The sequence below is a fragment of the Acidobacteriota bacterium genome (genome assembly GCA_029861955.1).
GTDB lineage: Bacteria > Acidobacteriota > Polarisedimenticolia > Polarisedimenticolales > Polarisedimenticolaceae > JAOTYK01.
On the sequence record JAOTYK010000016.1, the window covers coordinates 83,676 to 102,303 of the forward strand.

19 protein-coding genes are annotated in these 18,628 nt (G+C 61.8%); 10 read left to right on the top strand and 9 right to left on the bottom strand.

From position 1 onward, the window contains the following. Positions 1-210 precede the first annotated feature (210 nt). Positions 211-1,068 carry an agmatinase gene (speB, locus tag OES25_09915; GenBank protein ID MDH3627958.1) on the top strand — a complete coding sequence of 286 codons (858 nt, stop codon included), beginning with the start codon at positions 211-213 and terminating at the stop codon, positions 1,066-1,068. Here speB and OES25_09920 read toward each other — a convergent pair. Together OES25_09920 and OES25_09925 are read right to left on the bottom strand one after the other, a co-directional pair. Next, positions 1,065-2,354, bottom strand: a complete 1,290-nt coding sequence (locus tag OES25_09920; protein ID MDH3627959.1) for an ABC transporter permease — start codon at positions 2,352-2,354, stop codon at positions 1,065-1,067. The two genes, speB and OES25_09920, sit on opposite strands and share 4 nt — an antisense overlap. Continuing rightward, positions 2,347-3,258, bottom strand: coding sequence for an ATP-binding cassette domain-containing protein (locus OES25_09925; GenBank protein ID MDH3627960.1), 912 nt, complete (start codon positions 3,256-3,258; stop codon positions 2,347-2,349). The genes OES25_09920 and OES25_09925 overlap by 8 nt, the downstream gene beginning before the upstream one ends. 190 nt (positions 3,259-3,448) lie before the next feature. Between OES25_09925 and OES25_09930 the strand changes: the two genes are divergently transcribed. Further along, positions 3,449-4,126: a hypothetical protein gene (locus OES25_09930; protein ID MDH3627961.1), complete on the top strand. Its 678-nt coding sequence runs from the start codon at positions 3,449-3,451 to the stop codon at positions 4,124-4,126. Here the strand turns inward: OES25_09930 and smpB are convergent. Together smpB and rsmI are read right to left on the bottom strand one after the other, a co-directional pair. Next, positions 4,109-4,582: an SsrA-binding protein SmpB gene (gene smpB / locus OES25_09935; GenBank protein MDH3627962.1), complete on the bottom strand. Its 474-nt coding sequence runs from the start codon at positions 4,580-4,582 to the stop codon at positions 4,109-4,111. The genes OES25_09930 and smpB overlap by 18 nt on opposite strands. Positions 4,583-4,618: 36 nt before the next feature. Next, positions 4,619-5,476: a 16S rRNA (cytidine(1402)-2'-O)-methyltransferase gene (rsmI, locus tag OES25_09940; GenBank protein MDH3627963.1), complete on the bottom strand. Its 858-nt coding sequence runs from the start codon at positions 5,474-5,476 to the stop codon at positions 4,619-4,621. Positions 5,477-5,556: 80 nt separating this feature from the next. On the opposite strand from rsmI, the gene OES25_09945 reads away from it, so the two are divergent. Then, the gene (locus tag OES25_09945; protein ID MDH3627964.1) at positions 5,557-6,021 is read left to right on the top strand and encodes a hypothetical protein; all 465 of its coding nucleotides are present in this window, start codon (positions 5,557-5,559) and stop codon (positions 6,019-6,021) included. 7 nt (positions 6,022-6,028) lie between these two features. Here OES25_09945 and OES25_09950 read toward each other — a convergent pair whose 3' ends face one another. Further along, positions 6,029-6,856: an NAD+ synthase gene (locus OES25_09950; GenBank protein MDH3627965.1), complete on the bottom strand. Its 828-nt coding sequence runs from the start codon at positions 6,854-6,856 to the stop codon at positions 6,029-6,031. Beyond that, positions 6,850-7,722: a hypothetical protein gene (locus tag OES25_09955; protein ID MDH3627966.1), complete on the bottom strand. Its 873-nt coding sequence runs from the start codon at positions 7,720-7,722 to the stop codon at positions 6,850-6,852. The genes OES25_09950 and OES25_09955 overlap by 7 nt, the downstream gene beginning before the upstream one ends. A 351-nt stretch (positions 7,723-8,073) precedes the next feature. Here OES25_09955 and OES25_09960 point away from each other — a divergent pair, with 351 nt between their 5' ends. From OES25_09960 to OES25_09990, 7 genes are all read left to right on the top strand, one after another. Then, positions 8,074-9,294: a sigma-70 family RNA polymerase sigma factor gene (locus tag OES25_09960; protein MDH3627967.1), complete on the top strand. Its 1,221-nt coding sequence runs from the start codon at positions 8,074-8,076 to the stop codon at positions 9,292-9,294. Positions 9,295-9,525: 231 nt separating this feature from the next. Then, on the top strand, positions 9,526-9,819 hold the full coding sequence (locus tag OES25_09965; protein ID MDH3627968.1) for a hypothetical protein: 294 nt from the start codon (positions 9,526-9,528) through the stop codon (positions 9,817-9,819). A gap of 30 nt (positions 9,820-9,849) precedes the next feature. Further along, the gene (locus tag OES25_09970) at positions 9,850-10,827 is read left to right on the top strand and encodes a GNAT family N-acetyltransferase (GenBank protein MDH3627969.1); all 978 of its coding nucleotides are present in this window, start codon (positions 9,850-9,852) and stop codon (positions 10,825-10,827) included. A 61-nt stretch (positions 10,828-10,888) separates the two neighbouring features. Further along, positions 10,889-13,306, top strand: coding sequence for an LPS assembly protein LptD (lptD, locus tag OES25_09975; GenBank protein MDH3627970.1), 2,418 nt, complete (start codon positions 10,889-10,891; stop codon positions 13,304-13,306). 6 nt (positions 13,307-13,312) lie between these two features. Then, positions 13,313-14,209 carry a dTDP-4-dehydrorhamnose reductase gene (gene rfbD / locus OES25_09980; protein MDH3627971.1) on the top strand — a complete coding sequence of 299 codons (897 nt, stop codon included), beginning with the start codon at positions 13,313-13,315 and terminating at the stop codon, positions 14,207-14,209. After that, positions 14,206-15,195, top strand: coding sequence for an NAD-dependent epimerase/dehydratase family protein (locus OES25_09985; protein ID MDH3627972.1), 990 nt, complete (start codon positions 14,206-14,208; stop codon positions 15,193-15,195). Before rfbD ends, OES25_09985 begins: the two co-directional genes overlap by 4 nt. After that, complete coding sequence (locus OES25_09990; protein MDH3627973.1) at positions 15,192-16,616, top strand: DUF92 domain-containing protein; 1,425 nt, start codon at positions 15,192-15,194, stop codon at positions 16,614-16,616. The genes OES25_09985 and OES25_09990 overlap by 4 nt, the downstream gene beginning before the upstream one ends. Here the strand turns inward: OES25_09990 and OES25_09995 are convergent, their stop codons facing one another. The 3 genes from OES25_09995 to OES25_10005 form a co-directional block, all read right to left on the bottom strand. Continuing rightward, positions 16,617-17,636, bottom strand: a complete 1,020-nt coding sequence (locus OES25_09995) for a UbiA family prenyltransferase (protein ID MDH3627974.1) — start codon at positions 17,634-17,636, stop codon at positions 16,617-16,619. Next, entirely contained in the window at positions 17,633-18,232 is a 600-nt protein-coding gene (gene grpE / locus OES25_10000) for a nucleotide exchange factor GrpE (GenBank protein ID MDH3627975.1), read from the bottom strand. The genes OES25_09995 and grpE overlap by 4 nt, the downstream gene beginning before the upstream one ends. 107 nt (positions 18,233-18,339) lie before the next feature. Continuing rightward, on the bottom strand, positions 18,340-18,628 hold a 289-nt coding region (locus tag OES25_10005; protein MDH3627976.1), incomplete at its 5' end, for an Hsp20/alpha crystallin family protein.

Sequence of the window (18,628 nt, forward strand, 5' to 3'; positions counted from 1 at the left end):
GCCAGCCTCCGATCTTCGTAAACCCAGGGAATTCATTCGGCCCTCGTGGCCCGGGGCTTGCAATCCGTGGACCCGCGGCGAGGGCGTTGCCCTCATCCGGCGTCGACGGGAACGGGACCCTCGGAGACGACGGCGACAACCGCCGGGTGAGGGACGGAGTGTTTTGGAGGCAGCTCCGTCCTCTCGCCCGTCTTTAGAGCGTGGGACATTATGAGCCCGGACAGCTTCACATTCCGCCCGTTTCTCGAAGACGAGGCTCGTGGTCCCTACGAGTCGTCTCGGGTGGTTGTCCTGCCCATCCCTCATGAGGCGACGGTCTCGTGGGAGTCGGGCACCGCACAGGGCCCCAACGCGATCCTCGAGGCCTCCGAACACCTGGAACTGTACGACGAACGATTCGACCGCGAGCCGTGGCGCGCCGGGGTCTGGACCGCAGAGCCGCTCCAGAGCCCCGATCGGGGCTCCGTGGTCCGGGCCGCGACAAACTACCTCGACGACGATAAGTGGCTCCTCTCGTTAGGTGGCGAGCACTCCATCACTCCCTGGCTGGTGGAGGCTTGCGCAAAGCGGCATCCATCGCTGACCGTGGTCCAACTGGACGCCCACGCCGACCTGCGTGAGACCTTCCATGGACGGGCCGACAATCATGCCTGTGCCATGGCTCGCAGCCTCGAACACGCTAGCGCCGTTCGAGCGTTCGGGATTCGGGCCTATTCCGTCGAGGAGCGTGACCGGATGGCCCGAGATCCCGACTCGCTCTGGATCCACGCGTGGGAGATGGAAGGCGACGGATGGATGGAGCGTCTCCTCGAGGGTCTCGACGGGTGCCCGGTCTACCTGACCCTCGACCTGGATGGCTTCGACCCTGCGATCCTGCCGGCGACGGGCACGCCGGAGCCCGGTGGCGTGGGATGGGATCCGGTGGTCCGATTCCTCGACCGGCTTTGTCAGCAGTGCAATGTGGTTGCCGCCGACATCGTCGAGTTGGCGCCACGACCACAGCTACACCACGCAGACTTCCTGGCGGCCCGCCTGGCCTACACCCTGATCGGCTGCCGATTCCGCTAGACCGGTTGCCGGGCCCAGCGAAAGATCTCCTTCACCGTCGGACGCTTGCCGTACATCAGGATCCCGACCCGGAAGATCCGGGCCACCATCTTGAATAGGAACCAGATCGTCCCGAGCATCAAGAAAATTGACAGCGCAATCTGCCACGCAGGGGGCGTCAAAACGCTGATCCGCATGAACATCAACATGGGTGTGAACAGCGGTACCAGGGACAATGTCGTGGCCAGCGTGGAGCCCGGGTTGGACACGAAGAAGAACGTCATCAGCATCGGGACGACGACGCCCATCATCACCGGGAACTGAAGATTCTGCGCCTCTTGCTCCGTGTTGCAGACCGCCCCGACAGCCGCGAAGAGTGACGTGAACATCGTATAGCCCAGCAAGAAGTAGATGACGAAGAAGATCAGTTTCATCGGCGCAAACGCGTCGAGGATTCCGGTCAATCCTCCATCGATCTGTTGGGCCGCCACGATGAATCGCAGGGTGCCGCCGGTGACGGCGTATATCAACATCTGTGTCAAACCGACGAGTCCTATGCCCACTATCTTGCCGCTCATCAGCTGCTCGGCAGAGACCGACCCCAGTAGGACTTCCATGACGCGATTGGATTTCTCTTCCAGAACGCCGCGCATCATCGCGATGCCGTAGAACAGCAGCGCTACGTAGAGAATCATGACGAATGCGAACGTGCCGATATACGCCTCGATGAACCCCTTCTTCTTCGATTCACCCGTCTCGCTGACCTGATACGTGTCGAGGCGGACCGGTGACATGACGCGGTCGAGAAGTTCCCGATCGATGCCAAGTTCGCTCTGTTCGAGGCGTAGCGAAACGACGATGTCCTCGAGCTCGTTCTCGATGCTCTGGACGGCCCGTTCGTTGCCGACGTTTTTCAGTTGGAATCCGAAATTCTCGTTCTCGAATATCTGATCGCCGATCGTGACGACGCCGAAGATCTCGTCGCTGGCAACTCTTGCCTTCTGGTCGTCGATCGCAGCCTGAAAATCCTGATCGTCGGAGGTGATGAACGACTCGACGACATAGGCCGGCTCCCCCGATTCGAAGGTCTCTTCGCCGAGACGTTCGGCGAGCAGACCGGCGACCCCGGCGCCATTGTCCACGATCGCGATGTGCCGCTGGTCTTCGGTCTTGATCATCATCATCGCGAACTGTCCAAGAAACATGAGTCCCACCAACAGAGGGACCACGAGCGTTCCGATCCAGAACGACTTCTTCCGAACGCGCTGCAAGTACTCGCGTCTAATGATCATGAACACGTTATGCATCGCTCGGCTCCTGTCCGACCTGCTGGATGAAGATGTTGTGAAGCGTCGGCGTCATGATCTCGAATCGTTTGATCTCAACGTGTGCGATAGCGGCCTCGAGGACCGTTCGGGGAGGTGTGCTGTCGGCGAGCAGTAGTTCCACGTATCGCTCGTAGCGATCGATGCGTTCGATGCCGCTGAGAGACGACAAGAAGTCTGCGTTCCCATCGAACTCCAGCTGGATCGAGTTGTTGCCGAACTTCTCCTTGATCGATGCCAGCGACCCATTGAGGACCGCCTTGCCTTGATCGATCAATGCGATCTCGCGACAGAGCCGCTCGGCAGAGGCCATGACGTGCGTCGAGAATATGATCGTGGTGCCCGAACGGTTGATCTCCAGCATCAGGTCCTTGAAGATGTCCTGGTTGACGGGATCCATCCCCGAGAACGGCTCGTCCAGAATCAGCAGCGACGGTCGGGTCAGGACCGCTGCGGCGAACTGGACTTTCTGTTGCATTCCCTTCGAGAGTTCCTCGACCTTGTGCGTCTTCCACTTGCCGAGCTCGAGTCGGTCGAGCCAATCGTTGCCGGCCTTCCGTGCGTCGGCGATCGAAAGGCCACTGATGCTCCCCAGAAATTCGACGGCGTCAATCACCTTCATCTTCGGGAACAGGCCGCGCTCTTCGGGGAGATAGCCGATGCGATCCCGAACTTCTCCGGCCATCGGATGACCGAAGACCTGGATCTCGCCGGTGTCGGGTCGGATGATGTCCATGATCATCCGGATGGTCGTGCTCTTGCCGGCACCGTTCCTGCCCAGGAGGCCAAAAATGGTGCCTTCCGGGACGTCGAAGGACAGGTCGTCCACGGCGCGATGGTCGCCGAACGTCTTTCGGAGCCCACGGAGTGAAACAGCTGCGTTCATCAATTCTCCCAGGAATTCAACGGTTCGGGTGTGGCGCCCGGGAATTGTAGCGGCACGCGGTGGCACCGACCTTTGGAAATCGATCAGCGGTCGGCGTAGGTGGGTCAACGGGCGCTAAGCGCCCCGGATAGGTGACACTTTCGCCTGTTCTTGACTTTTCACACGAAGAAAATTTAACTTCTAGAGGATCATGATCACCGGATACAACATGGACATCGATCACCAGGGACGTGTGTTTCACGTCCAGACGGAGGATCGCGGTCTCAACAACCCACTGATCGAAACTCTGATCTATACCGGTGGCGAGATCATCGCCAAGCGTCAGACGTCCTACGAAGAAATCGTGGGGACCGACGACTACAACGAAAAGGCCGTGCAGCGTCTCCTGGAGACACAGCACAAAGCCACGATTCGCGATATCTACAACGGCAAGTTCGACTCCGAAGGACCGAAGCCGTTCGGGCACAGAGTCATCACCGACCGTAGTCTGGATGAGGTGGTCCTTGGCTATCTTGGCGACCAGCAGGCCGTCGATCGACTGGCATTGGAATGGACCCATCCTCCGCAGATCGTCGAAGACGCATCATCCATCTTGCGAATGCGTGTCATCGAGGCCAATAGCGAGCGTCCGATGACGGGTGCGGAAGTGGTCGTGCGGCTGGTGGCCACCGACGGACGTCGACTGGAGTTGGGGCGCGGGACGGCCGGAGAGGATGGCTGCCTTGCCACCCGTTGCGAGATTCCCGCGCTGCCCGACGCCAATGGAGCGGTCTTCTGTGTCACGACGGTCGACGGAATGACCGCAGAGCTCCGCGAGGTAATTCGGAAGGAACCGACCGCGGCACAGGGTCTAGTTCACGACGCGTGACGAGCGAGCCCGATCCATCTCCCGGTCCGCCTCCTGTTGCTTCTTGGCGTCCCGCTTGTCGTGAAGCTTCTTACCCTTGGCAAGCGCAATCTCGAGCTTGATTCTCCCTTCCTTCGTGTAGAGCTTGGTCGGTACGAGCGTCATGCCCCCGGCCGCCATCTCACGCTCGAGTTTGAGAATCTCACTGGCGTGGAGCAGCAACTTGCGAGGTCGAACGGGATCCACCTCGATATTTCGGGCGTGACTGTACGGACTGAAATGAGCCTGTAGCAGCCACGCCTCGCCCTGTCGTATCTGGACGTAGGCTTCCTTCAGATTGACCTTGCCGGCACGCGCGGACTTGACCTCGGGACCGATCAGTACGAGGCCGGCCTCGAGACGGCGGATCAGGTGATACTCGTGGGAGGCCTTCCGATTGCTCGCCAGGAGTGGTTCAGTCTTTGTCGGTTTCGCCAATGTGAAGTCTCCGCAAGCGCGGACTATAGCAGTCGGTCACCGATCGGCGGTCGGTCCGAGTCCCAGCTCCGCGAGCTGCCTCGACAACTCGTCGCGTCGGAGGCCGCGGTCGCGTGACATGCGTCGCAAGGCCCGTCGAGGGTCTCCGTCCTCGGCCTCGAGGGCGGCCTCCCACTCTTTCGCGAGGGCGTCGGCGTCGGCGTCGTCGGGACCCGCCGCGCCGCCCGTCGTCGGCGAGAGAACCATCACGAACTCTCCGCGAATCGGATCGGGTAGTTGTGCCCGCAGTTCTGACGCCGATCCTCGCAGAACCGTCTCGTGAAGCTTGGTGAGTTCGCGACCCAGGACGATGACGCGTTCGCCGAGAATTCCGGCCATGTCGGAAAGCGTATCCGCGATCCGATGGGGAGTCTCGAAGAGAACGATGGGCCGTTCCTCGTTCGCGAGGATCCGGAGGCGACGCCGCCGTTCGCCCGCGCGATGAGGAAGATAGCCGTCGAAGACGTAGCGGTCCGCGGAGATGCCACTGATCGAGAGGAGCGTTGCCGGCGCGGACGGGCCCGGAATCGGGACGATGACGATCCCGGCCTCGCGAGCGGCGGCAACGAGGAGCGCGCCCGGATCGGCAATCGCGGGGGTTCCCGCGTCGGTCACCAACGCGATGTCATGGCCTTCATGGAGTTTTCCGAGGAGCGGTGCCAGTCGTCGGGCCTCGTTGAATCGGTGGCTGGATCGTCGAGGTGTGTCGATCTTGAACCGGGCCAGGAGTCGACCGGTGCGGCGGGTATCCTCGCAGACGATCAGATCCACCGCTCCCAATGTCTGCCGCGCTCTCTCGGATAGATCCTCGAGATTGCCCAACGGTGTTGCGATGACATACAGCCTGCCCGACACGATCGGCAGGGTATCACGACGTCAGAATCGCGGATTTGCGGTTCCTGCGGTACCTTTAATAGACCTCTGGAGGGGCGTTCATGAATCGAGGAAGTTGGATTCTCTTTGCGACGATCTTCGCCGTTCTCTTGCTCGGCGCGGCGGATCCCGCTCCGGAGAAGGTCGCGGAAGCCGCGAAGACTGAACCCCCGATCCACGTCGATGGGGAAGCGCTTACCGTCGCGCTCGGCGATGCCGCCAAGTGCCTCGCGCGAGAAGATAGTGCCTGTGCGCGGGCGGCTCTGGATCGTCTAGAGGCTAACTGCCGTCCGATTCAGGTGGAACCCGACAGTCGTTACGACGATCGGGTCCGCAATCTGGATCGGGCGTTTCATGCGACGGTCGATCGAGCGCGAGAGTTGGCCGGTGTGGACGATCTCCCCAACGTGTCGCGGCAGTACACCTGGGTTCGCCAGACCTGCGTGATGTGTCACACGGCATCCAGGATGCTCGGGATCGGACCCGAGTTACCGGTTCCGGAGCCTGTGCGATCCACCGGCCCGTGACTCGGCGTCAGCTCTTCCACGCTCGAGGGTAGCGGAAATCCCAGCCGATGGTCCGCAGGCTGACCTTGCCGATCACCGGAGGCATCCGCTTGAATTGCGTCCGCACAATTCGTTGACGCACATCGTCGATCATCGAACGCTCGAAGCCGGCCGCGATTAGCACTTCGTCGTCATGGCGTTGGTCGATCATCGCGATCAGGAGACGGTCGATCCGCTCATAACTGAAACCCAGGTCGTCCTCGTCCGTCTGATCGGGCCACAGGTCGGCCGACGGAGGCTTCTTCCGGACGCTCTCCGGAAGTTCCAGGAACTCGGCGAGGGCGAGGACCTGGGTCTTGTAGAGATCGCCGATGGGGTTCAGTGCCGAGGCCAGATCGCCATGAAGCGTGCCGTAACCAAGCAATAACTCGGTCTTGTTGCTGGTTCCCAACACCAGGGCGTTCCGTTTCAGCGATCGATCGAAGAGAATCGTCATGCGCGCGCGGGCCATCACGTTTCCCAGTCTGTGACGACCCACATCTCCCGACGCTTCTTCGAAACCATCGATCATCGGCGATATGTCGACACGTTCCGTTTTCAGCGCCAGGTTTTCTGCGACCTCGAGGGCATCGTCGATGGACGCTGCGGAACTCTGTCGATAGGGGAGGAGGTAGGCGTGGACCCGATCCGGCCCGACGGCCCGTGCCGCGAGAGCTGTCGAGACCGCGGAATCGATCCCACCGGACAGCCCGACGACAAAATCCCGCAGACCGGTTCGTTCCAACTCAACGCGCAAGAATCGGGTCAGGAGTTCCGCGGTCCAGTGTCCGTCGATCGCCAGCAGATCTTTCACGATTCTTCGTCCGGGAGGTCGTAGCGCAGTCGTCGGATCCGCTGGATTTCGCGATCCGCAAGGTCCAGACGCTCGTCGCGTAGCAATGGATAGGCCGTTCGAGCTCGTCGTACGCTGCCGGCGTCGATATCGACCATGGTGAGGGACTCTTCGAGAGCCGGCGCGGAGGCCACACGAACGCCAAACGGGTTCACGGCCATGGAGCCGCCGCCGAAGATCAGCCCGTCCTCGCTACCGACACGATTCACGAAGATCACCCAACAGGTCTGAAACTGTGCCGTCACTCCGAGGAGCGAACCCCAGACGTCGACACTGGTAACTCCTCGGTCCGGTTTTGCCCCTCGTGTCGGACTGTTGGACGGCACGATGAGAATCTCGGCGCCTTGCTGCGCAAGAATCCATGGGACGGAACCGTGCCACAGGTCCTCGCAGATCAATAGTCCGGTCGGACCGATCGGCCCATCGAAATGTCGAACCTGCTGACCTTCCGCGAACTCACGGCCTTCCTGAAACATTCCGTAGGTGGGCAGGTAGAGCTTCCGATGCAGGTGACACAGCTCACCCCCGGAAAAATATCCGGCGCTGTTGAAGAACTTGTAGCCCGCGCCTTGCTCGACGAACCCGGCGACGATGTCGATCCGACGAGATGCGTCGGCCAGTCGTTTCAGGGTGGGATGGTCGGTCGGCAGCGCGACCTCGGGGACCTGATCCAGCAGGTGGTAACCGGTCAGCGAGAGCTCGGGGAAACAGATCAGTCGGGCGCCCTGGTCGGCCGCCTTCGCCACCCATTCGAGATGGAGGTCGAGGTTGGCGTCGATATCGCCGAGTTTTGGGGCGATCTGAGCTAACGCGGCGCGCACTCCGTCCATGGGCGGCACCCTAGCACAGCGACCGGGTGCCCGACCCCGTGAGCCGGACTATGCCGAAACGACGGGGTTCCGATCTTTCGTGGTTAAGTGCGCCAAAATGGACATCTTAGCCTGCAAAAGGATCGAGGACTGGGATCTTTTGTTTCCACCCGCGTCCTTTTCGTAGTAAACCAAGGGCGACTCAACTCCAGCAAAGACGAGCCCGGGAGCGAATCTTCATCGGAATGCCGATGGGGGACGTCGGGTTGGCCCGATTCTTTCATAGGAGTAAGGGGCAGGGATCACGTTGGGGGGAGCCCACCGAGACCGGTCCCATGAACGCCCGTGGGTGGGTGAAAGAAGGTAAGCGTTATGTCTCGCAATCAGAATCAAGCAAGCGTGGTGGACGAAGAGACCGCCGAGGTCGTCGTTCGACAGAACCCCGGTGAGGTCGAGCCCGGCAGCGAACGGGCCGCCGAACACGCACCGGAGACCGTCGCCGCCGGACGCCGTCCCAGCGTGGTCTCACGAAGTCGAGTGCCGGAGAAGCCGACGGCCGCGATCCTGCCGATCTATCTCCGCGAGATGGGGTCCACCCCGCTCATCAACGAGGGCAAGGAAGTCGAGTTGGCTCGGGAGCTCCAGGAGGGTCGGGAGGGCATCGCCAAGCAGGCGCTCCGTCTATCCGTGGCCTGCCGAGAGCACTGTCTCGAGAACGACGCCGAGGGTCCCAAGCGGGGCCGGGAGTGGCCGCTGGATGACATGGAGCGGTTCTACGCCAAGATTGTTCGGTATCACCGTGAGCATCGCAACGAGACCCGTCTGAACACGATTGCGAAGCAGATCAAACGACACAAGCTTCACGTCGATCACGCCCGCGATGCGCTGATTCTGGCGAATCTTCGTCTGGTGGTTCATCTGGCGAAGAAGTACCTGAACCACGGAATCTCCTTCATGGACCTGATCCAGGAGGGGAACATCGGCCTGATGAAGGCGGTGGAGAAGTTCGAGTACGAACGTGGCAACAAATTCTCGACCTATGCCTACTGGTGGATCAAGCAGGCGATCGAGCGTGCGATCGCCGACAAGGCCCGAGTGATTCGGATTCCGGTTCACGTCAACGAGAAGATCAAGAAGATCTCGCGGATCTCCAAGGAGCTTGGAGAGGGACTCGGCCGCAAGCCGACCCCTGCCGAGATCGCCAAGAAGATGCAGATGCCGGTGACCAAGGTCGAGGAGATCCTCGGCGTTGTTCCGGAGCCTCAGGCTCTGGAGGACATGTCCGGCGATGACGATAGCCCGGGGCTCATGCGCTTCGTGGCCGACGTCAACGCGCCGTGTCCGCTGGAGCGTACGGTCGATCGCGAACTTCGTGAGAAGGTCAACAGCACGCTGAAGGTTCTGAGCGAGCGGGAGCAGGAGATCATCCGCCTGCGGTTTGGAATCGGACGGGAGATGCCCTACACCCTCGAGGAGATCGGACGCGTGATGGGGCTGTCCAGAGAGCGTGTCCGTCAGATCGAGGCCACGGCGTTGAAGAAGATCCAGGCGGCCGAGGAATGCAACGACCTTCGCGAGTTTCTCGGAGTTTGACCGAGTCGCGACCCCTTGTGGAAAACCCTGGGCCGGAGAATGACCTATTCTCCGGCCCTTTTTAATCAGAAGGGCGCCGCGGTCGACGGTTCAACAGGAATTCCGCGAAGATCCACAGCTTTTCCACAGCGGGCGGTGGATCCGTCGATTTGCTGAACATTCACCGCGAGAGAGCAGAATGAATCGCGCACCGAAGGAAATTCGACGTACAGTCATCAGGGGACGAATTCCATGACCCTTCGGAACCACACCGCGATCGACCCGACCCGACGCAGACCGGGACCCCACGGACGTACAGCGATCATGACCATCTTCGATCTCAGGCAGGCGTATCACAATTCCCTTTCCAACATGCGAGGTTGGTTGGGTGATGCCTCGGTGTCGAGTCATCTGACGGCCCTCGACCGTCTCTCGATTCTGGATGCCTGGCAGCAGGAGATGGTCGAGTTCTTTGAGCGGAACGGTCACTGCTTCGCCTGTTCGCGGCGCCTCGAGCGCTGCACGTGTCCTCACGAAGACGCCTGACCCGGTTCCCGTGGGGCTATCCTGGGCTCCATGCACCGACTTGCGATCGCGAGTGACGCCCAGGTTCGTACCCTCTCCGGGCAGACTCATGTCTTGTGGGGCGGCGGGTTGGATCCTGATGCCTACCTCGATCTCTGGATAGAGCTCTGCAGGACGGACTGGGTCCGGGACCATGCGACCTACTACGTTCTCGATGACGGCGACGGGAACGTCCTATCCAGCCTGAAGCTCTATCGACCCCGGCTCTGTTGGGACGGCCACGAGTCGCGGATCGCGGCGCTGGCAGGGATCTTTACGCCCGCGTCTCTGCGTCGACGCGGGTACGCCCGAGAGCTGATCGAGCGCGTGTTGGAGGTTGCAGCGGAAGACGGTGCGTCCCTGGCCCTTCTGTTTTCCGATATCGGGACCCGCTATTACCGCACACTCGGATTCCAGGAGCTGGGCGCCGACGAACACTGGATGCGAATCTCCGGGGCGACGGCCGGCATCCCATCCTCGATCGAGTTGCGGTCTCTCACGCCCGCCGCTGTCGACGACGTGGTCGACGCGCACCGGGCTTACACCGAGGGTCGTCGGTTTTCCATCGTCCGCGACAAAGACCACTGGGACTTCATTCTGAATCGAGCACAGGGGTTCTTTCGGCGGCTGACCGGGAACCGGTCGCGTCAGCGGTTGGAGGTGGCGGTCCGAGACGGACGGTTTGTCGGCTACCTGTTCAGTATCGAGGGCGCGGGCGAGTGGAACCTCCGGGAGGTCGGCGCTGCCGGCGGCTCGATCGAGTGGATGGCGGAGATTGTTCGGGCCGGGCTGGGAGCTGCGGCCAGTCGTGGTGCCCGTCGTTGCTACGGCTGGATCCAGCCGGAACTGGCCGCCGCGCTGAAGGACCTGCCGCTTCGAACCGAGACCCGGCGACGGATGGTGCCGATGCTACGAACCCTCGGGGCGGGGGACGACCGACAGGTTCCCGGGCTCCCCGATAGCTACATCGCTTTCCAGGACCAGTTCTAAGCGACAGGTCGGTGGCCCTGTTAGAATTCAAGGGTTCGCCCGCTGCCTGAGGCCTCCCTGAATGACGCGGCAGAAAGACGGTGGGTCTCGACCGAGTTGGGCTCTTGCGGTGCTGCTGATCACCGCGTGGGCGCTCCCGATCCTGGCCCAGGACCCGCCCCCCACCGACGGCGTCGCCGGCGATCCATCACGGGTCGAGGACAGCCGGCTTCCGGCCGGTCTGGATATCCGCTTCAAGGGGCAGTTGAAGGAGACCGCCGACGGGACCTTCGAGTTCGACGGTCCCGTCACGATCCGACACGGCACCGCTCAGATCCAGGCCGATCGGATGTCCCTGTCACCGGACGAGATCGTCCAGGCCTCCGGCAATGTGCTTGTGATCTGGGGTGGAAATCGGATCTTCGGTGATCGGGCGACCTACTCCCTGAAAGATCAGCATGGGATCTTCGAAGACGTCATCGGGCACGTCGACAACCAGTTCATCTTCTGGGCGAAGACGGCCGAGAAGATCGGAGACGAGACGATCCGTCTGCGCACCGCCACCGTCACGACCTGTACCCAGCCCGTTCCCTACTGGTCGTTTTCCGTCTCCAGCGCGACGATCCGAATTGACGGCTACGCCCGCATGGTCAACGTGAGGCTGCGTTCGGGTCGGGTGCCGTTCATCTACCTGCCGTATCTGGTCTGGCCGGTAAAACAAGATCGCGCGGCGGGTCTGCTGATGCCGCAGTTCCACAGTAGCGAGGAGAGGGGAGAATCGATCTCCCAGGAGCTGTTCATTCCACTCGGGAGAAGCGCCGATATGACGGTGCAGGGACGGTATTACACCGAGGCCGGGTTCGGGGCCGGCACCGAGGTTCGCTTCATTCCGAACCGCAACGGCGAGGGTTACTTCAACGGCTTCTTCATCAACGACCAGGTCGCGGGCAAGAGTCGTTATCGCGCGCAGTTCAACCAACGCCAGACGTTTCGAAACGGATTCAGGATGGTGGCCGATATCAACCTGGTGTCGGATTTCGACTACTTCACAGACTTTGAGCGTCAGTTGAATCTGGTGAGTTCGCCGACGATTCTGGCGCGTCTGGAATTCTCTCGGAACGGGAAATGGACCAGTACGAACGTGCGGGAGCTGCGACGCGAGCAACTCCTGTCCAACGGGTCGGAGCTGGTCCAGCAGACTCTGCCCGAGATCGAGTGGCGTGGCAGAAGCCGTCAGCTGGGCCGGTCGCCGTTCTACCTGAGCTATGAATCGTCGATTGCGTCGATCCAGCAACGTGGCGAGCAACAGGGCCGGTCGATCGATGCCGACTATTTTCGCGGCGATCTATTCCCGACCTTGACGCTTCACTGGTCTGCGGCACCGTGGCTCGATATCAACCCCACACTTCAATACCGTGTGACCCACTACACCCAGCGTCAAGTTTCGGGCGGCGTGTTCGGGACCCCCATCGAGGTCCAGGATGAGTCGTTGACCCGAGGACTCCTGGGCGCGGGTGTCGAGATCATCGGCCCCAAGATCTCCCGAATCTTCGGCGACCCGAATGATCCCTCCCAGTCGGCGTACAAGCACGCGATCGAAACCCGGATGAGCTACGGGTACCTCGAGCCCTATGACCGCAGCGACGAGATCGTGCTCTACGACGAAATCGATCGGTTTCAGGGCAGTGGCAGCCGACTCAACTATGCGCTGGTCCAGCGGCTCTTTGCGAAACGTGCCCAGGCCGAGCCGGACGAGGATCCGGGAACGGGCGAGACCATCGTCCTGCCCGACGGGTCTCGGAGCGCCGCCCCGCCGCTGGCCGACGGCCCTCAGCCCTCACCCCAGTCGCTCGCGAACGGCTCCGAAGATTCGACTCCGGTGAACCGTGAACCACTCGAGATCGCGACGTTCACGATGTCCCAGTCGCGTTCGTTCGATGACGACGTGACCTTCGCCGACCTGGATTCCGACGGAGTCAACGAGACCACATCCAAGGCCAGCAATATCGCCCTCTCCGGCCGCTACAATCCGTCTCCGCGGACGAGTCTCGATGTCCGTAGCAACTACCACATCCTCTACAACGCATTCGCGGACACGTCGGTGTCCGGTTCCATCCGTAGCCAGCTCGCCCGGGTCCGATTCTCCCTTGTTCATCGAAACGGTCTCGGTGTCTTGCAAACCGGAACGATGGACGACGGCATGGGAAACACCATCCCGATATTCTCTTCGCGCGAGGACGATACCCAGTTGAGGCTGACAACCGGTTTCAGCCTGTTCCGCGGCAAACTGCAGCTGGACCTTGACGGCACGCTGGACGTCAATCCGCAGGACGGGCAGAAGCGGGTGCCGGATCACCACTGGCGACTGACCTATCGAACCCAGTGCTGTACGGTGTTCGTCGAGCGCATCGATCGCCAGTTCAGCACGAGCGATCGTCGCGATCTCTACTTTCGTATCGATCTGACCGGGATCGGCAAGCTTCTGGATCTGAGGTACTGACGCTCCATGACGTCGAAGAACAACACGCTGGTTCTCGGTGGATCGGGTCAACTCGGGACGGCCCTCGTCGTCCAGCTGGCCCGCAAGGGAGAGCCCAGCCGGGCGCCGCGACGAAACCAGTGGGATCTCAGCCTCATCGACGAGGCTGAACGACACGTCGAGTCTTACGCGCCGACAACGATCATCAACGCGGCCGCGTACAACGATGTCGACGGTGCGGAAACAGCTGACGGAGCCGACGAGGCGTGGTTGTTGAACGTCAAGTTGCCAGGCGTACTGGCCGGTGCATGTGCGAAACGGGGGATCCGTTTCGTCCACGTCTCGACGGACTACGTGTTCGACGGACGCAGTGATCGCCCGTATACGGAGACGGATCCGACCGGTCCTCTGCAGGTCTACGGGAGAGGAAAGCTGGCAGGCGAACGGGCCGTACTGGAAGCCGACGCGACCGCATTGGTCGTACGAACGTCAACGGTGTATGGCCCGTCACGCCGAGTGCAACCAAACTTTGTGACGCGCGTGTTGGCCCAGGCTCGCGGGCACGAAAAGGTCGAGATGGTCTGTGGGTCAAAGTCCTCGCCGACGTACGCACCGGATCTGGCCGCGGCCATCATGGAACTCCTTGCGTGCAAGGCCGAGGGATTGGTCCACTTTGCCAATGACGAGGTCTGCACACGCTACGAGTTCGCCGCTGAGATTCTCCGTCGGGCCGGTCTCCACAAGACGACCCAACTTCGCCTGTGCGAAGACAGGCCGGGTGGCGCACCGCGTCCGAAGTTCTCCGTTCTTGAAACCTCGCGATTTCGGGCCCTCACCGGAACCCAACCCCGACCCTGGCGCGTCGCTCTGACCCAGTACCTATCCTGGATCGAGGCCAACCGAACCCTGGAAGAAGAGGCATGAAGATACTCGTGACCGGTGCAGGCGGTTTCCTCGGCGGGGCGGTCGTGGAGCGACTCTGCGGCGATGGACACGACGTCCTGGGCTTCGTTCGAGACGAGGCTCGCTGGACGAATCGTCCCGCTAGAGCGGGTGTCTTCGTCGGGGACATCACCGACGCAGAGTCTTTACTCGAGGCGGCTGCGGGGTGCGACGTCGTGATCCATGCGGCGGCACTCGTCAAGCAGTGGGTCCGGGATTCCACGCAGTTCGATCGGGTCAACGTCAGCGGATTGAACAACGTGTTGCAAGCGGTGAGGCGTCACGACACTCGGCTTCTGTACGTCTCGTCGTTCATCGCGCTGGGTCCCAGCGACGCTGAACCTCTTGACGAGAGTCACCGACCGGAGGCGACGGAGTTCTACAACGACTACCATCGTACGAAGTGGATCGCCGATCAGATGGCTCGTCACGCAGGAGAGACGGACGTCGATCTCGTCCGAATCTACCCAGGGGTCGTATTCGGCCCAGGCGCCCTGACGGACGGCAATCACGTCGTCAAACTCCTGTTGCAACACGCCGATGGGAAGCTGCCTGGGATCCTCGGCAAGGGCGATCGACGCCAGTGCTTCGCCTACCTCGACGATGTCGTAAACGGGATCGTTCAGGCGGTTTCGCGTGCGAGTCGCGGACAGGGGTTTATCCTCGGCGGCGAGAATCGGACGGTCGTCGAACTCTTGACGGAGTTTGAACGCCTGTCCGGGGTCCCGGTGCCTCGTCGACATATTCCGTTCGGGATCGCCGGATGGGTAGGTCGCGTACAGCGTTGGCGGGCGATGATGACGGGGAGCGAGCCGGAACTGACCGACGAGGTCGTCCGGATCTATCGCCGGGAGTGGGCCTATTCCTCCGCCCTCGCGGAACGTGAGCTGGGCTATCGAGTCACTCCTTTCGCCGAGGCCATGAGTCGGACCGTCGAGTGGTTAAAGGCTACGGGAAAGTTGTCGTGACTCCTCTCGGAACGGAGTTGACCCGCAAGGCGGTTCACATCGGGATGGGCGGTGGTGCCTTCCTGCTTCGCTGGTTGACACCCGTGCAAGCTGCCGGGATCGCCGTGATCGCCATTCTCTTCAACCTGTTCCTCGTCCACCGCATGACCGGTGGTCGTCTCCTCCGCCCCGAGGAGCGTCAACGCCGATTCTCGATGGGGATCGCGGTCTATCCGATGGCAGTCCTGGCGCTGATCCTGATCTTCCACAACCGCCTCGAATTGGCCGCCGCCTGCTGGATCCTGTTGGCCTTCGGAGACGGCATGGCGTCGGTCATCGGTCGGGTCGTTCGTGGCCCGCAGCTGCCGTGGAATGCCGAGAAGAGCTGGAGTGGCTTTCTTGCTTTCATCCTGTACGGCGGACTCGGCGCGGCGGTCGTGATTCGCTGGACCCAGGCCGCGATCGCGGACGTCGTGGCGGGTAGCGGGAACGTCGCGGACATCGGACAGTCGTTCGTCGCGGCGACGATGGCGGACGGGTCAGTCAACGAGACGATCTGGTTGCTGGTGGCATGCGTTGTCTGCGCGACGATCGTCGGATTCGTGGAGTCCCTCGATACGGGCATCGACGACAACATCCTCGTGACGCTCTTCGGCGCATCGGCCTTCGCTCTGGCGACGCTGGTCGAGCCGGGAAGACTGGTGGCCGGCGCTTCAGCGTCGAGTTGGCAATTCGCGATCGGCCTCGCGGTCAATATTCCGCTGGCGTTGGTCGCGATGGCCGTCGGGGGAGTGGGCCGATCCGGAGCGATCGCGGGTGGGTTGATCGGGACCCTGCTCTGGGGATTCGCCGGTTGGCCGGCCTGGCTACTCTTGCTGACATTCTTCGTGCTTGGAACGCTCTCGACGAAGCTCGGCTTCTCTCGGAAGAGCGCCCTGGGCATCGCACAGGAGCGAGGGGGGCGTCGGGGCGCCGGCAACGCGATTGCCAATGCTTCGGTGCCCGTTGTCTGTGGTTTCCTGGCGTTCAGTACGGGACGGACCGACCTGTATCTCATCGCTCTGGCCGCAGCGTTCGCCACGGCGGCATTCGATACGGTCTCGTCGGAGATCGGTCAGGCCTACGGCCGCCGACATTTCCTGGTGACGTCCCTGCGTCGGGTGCCGCCGGGAACCGAGGGTGCGGTCTCGGTCGAAGGAACACTTGCCGGACTCCTCGGCGCAGCCCTGGTGGCGGTGGTTGGCTGGATCAGCGGACTCCATGGCATCTACGCGTCGATCGCGGTGATCGGTGGTGCATTTGTCGGCACCACGTTTGAGTCCTACCTGGGGGCGACTCTGGAGAGGGTGCAGCGGATCGACAACGAGCTTGTCAATTTCGCGAATACGGCCGTCGGTGCTTTGACAGCTGTTCTCGTGATGCGATTCTTGCCGTTGTCGTAATCAGGGGACGAGGTACGCCACCGCGAAACCGACCTGCGCCGCCATCATCATCAGGTACATGTGAGTCCAGGACGGGTGGTTCTCGCTCTCGGCGAGGGCCTGCGGGTCCTTCAAGATCAGGGAGACCGTGTAGGTCCCCCAGACGACCAGCACGATTCCGAGCGTCGTCAGCAACCACGGATTCCCCGTAAGAATCGTCTGTCCCGGTGCGAACGGGTCGGACATCCACGCTCCGACCGGAATCAACAACCAGGGCACGACAAAGAACGGCGAAATGATCCGAGCGGCACGTACGACTCCGAATCGAATGGGAAGCGTTGTACAGCCCGCGACCTCGTCGCCTTTCATGTCGGAAAAGTCCTTGGTCGATGCGGCACCCAGCAAGAATAGGAAGAACACGATGCCGATGAACCACGGTTCAAATCGAAGGACGGATGCCACCATCGACCAACCCGCGACCTTCAGCAAACAGCCTCGCGGCACGGCGATCGTGAGATTCGCAAGATACGTGTGCGCCTTCGTGCGTCCGGCAAACGGCGCGCTGTATACGAATGTGAACAACATTCCAGCGAGATAGATGAAGAAGCACTCGTGGGTTTCTAGCGGCGAGAACAGGCGCGCGGTCAGTCCCTCGTACGGAAAGACCACCACCCACCACGTCGGAATGACTGCCAGGGCGTAGAGAACGAGGGCGTAGAGGAAACCGGACCGCATGGGGATGACACCCGTTACAAGCGGTCGATGTGGCTTGTTTAGCCGGTCATTCTCGATATCGTAGTATTGATTAATGACATTTGACGCCGCGTTCAGTATCCCCGCACAGAGCGATCCCAACGCCACCGTAAGCACGATGCTCACCGTGAGTTGTGGGTCGAGACCGGCAAGGCGCTGTGGGTTTGCGTCGGAACCCCAGGCCGTTATCGCGCCGGAGACCACTCCCAGGAGCGGTGGGAGTAGCGTGAATGGGCGGGTGACTCTTAGGTAGGCAGCCGCTCCACCGGCTGCGGCGCGATCGTTCACCCGTGACGACCCACGGCGACGCGGGCGGGTCTAATCACGAGGTCTCCGAGTCGATAGCCCGTGCGAAGCGTCTCCGTAACACGGTCGTGAGCATCGGATCGATCGACCGCGTCCACGCGCAGTGCCTCGGCGACATTGGGGTCGAAGGGCTCACCGTCGGGGGTGATCGGTTGCACTCCGTGGCTCTCGAGAGTCTGGAGGAAGCGTCGACGTGTCATCGCGATCCCTTCTGCGAGTGGCCTGGCCGCCTCGATGCCCTCCGCATGGCGAAGCGCGAGATCCAGTTCGTCCAGGGACTCCAGGAGACTTGCGACCAGCTCCCCGAACTTCAACGCGACGCGACGATTCACGTCGCGATCGAGGCGCGCTCGAACCTGTTCCTGCTCGTCCTTGAACCCCTTGAACGCGTCAATGTAGTCCTGGAGCTTCTGCTCGGCGCGCTCCGTTCGATCACGGTATTCATCGATGATCGTCGGTGTGGCAGGGGCGGCAGTTTCCGCCAGGTCCTCGTCGCCGAGTCCATCCTCGTCCGCCCAGTGACGGCGATCCTTGACCTTGAACTCCTCGGCGCCCTCTTCTTCGACGTCGTTACTCATGCCATCCATCCTTGTAGCTTCTCCGGTCCCGCGTCGCGGCAAACCGCAGCGTACCCCTTCGGCCGCTGGAGGGCCACCACGGTCGACCGGGGACACTCGAAATGAATCTATCTGGGGGTAATGTCGATCCGGTTGGGCGGGTCATGCTGCCGTTTCGGCAACTCAACCTCGACCACGCCGTTTCGATGACTTGCGCGAACCCGCTGTGCGTCGACGGAGGGCGGGAGCGCCACCTGAACGGAGAAAGGACCATGAGGTCGCTCGACCCGCATGTGGTTCTCCCGGGTTTCGCTCTCGTCGACGCCGCGCTCACCACGAAGTCGAAGCATGCCGTTCTCGATCTGGATATCGACCTCGTCTGCCGTGACGCCCGGGAGGTCGACACGTAGACATAGC

Coding starts and splice junctions, on each gene's coding strand:
- OES25_09965 (MDH3627968.1), top strand. CDS start 9,526: ATGACCCTTCGGAACCACACCGCGATCGACCCGACCCGACGCAGACCG.
- OES25_09960 (MDH3627967.1), top strand. CDS start 8,074: ATGTCTCGCAATCAGAATCAAGCAAGCGTGGTGGACGAAGAGACCGCC.
- OES25_09925 (MDH3627960.1), bottom strand. CDS start 3,258: ATGAACGCAGCTGTTTCACTCCGTGGGCTCCGAAAGACGTTCGGCGAC.
- grpE (MDH3627975.1), bottom strand. CDS start 18,232: ATGAGTAACGACGTCGAAGAAGAGGGCGCCGAGGAGTTCAAGGTCAAG.
- OES25_09920 (MDH3627959.1), bottom strand. CDS start 2,354: ATGCATAACGTGTTCATGATCATTAGACGCGAGTACTTGCAGCGCGTT.
- OES25_09970 (MDH3627969.1), top strand. CDS start 9,850: ATGCACCGACTTGCGATCGCGAGTGACGCCCAGGTTCGTACCCTCTCC.
- lptD (MDH3627970.1), top strand. CDS start 10,889: ATGACGCGGCAGAAAGACGGTGGGTCTCGACCGAGTTGGGCTCTTGCG.
- OES25_09955 (MDH3627966.1), bottom strand. CDS start 7,722: ATGGACGGAGTGCGCGCCGCGTTAGCTCAGATCGCCCCAAAACTCGGC.
- OES25_09985 (MDH3627972.1), top strand. CDS start 14,206: ATGAAGATACTCGTGACCGGTGCAGGCGGTTTCCTCGGCGGGGCGGTC.
- speB (MDH3627958.1), top strand. CDS start 211: ATGAGCCCGGACAGCTTCACATTCCGCCCGTTTCTCGAAGACGAGGCT.
- rfbD (MDH3627971.1), top strand. CDS start 13,313: ATGACGTCGAAGAACAACACGCTGGTTCTCGGTGGATCGGGTCAACTC.
- OES25_09930 (MDH3627961.1), top strand. CDS start 3,449: ATGATCACCGGATACAACATGGACATCGATCACCAGGGACGTGTGTTT.
- OES25_09945 (MDH3627964.1), top strand. CDS start 5,557: ATGAATCGAGGAAGTTGGATTCTCTTTGCGACGATCTTCGCCGTTCTC.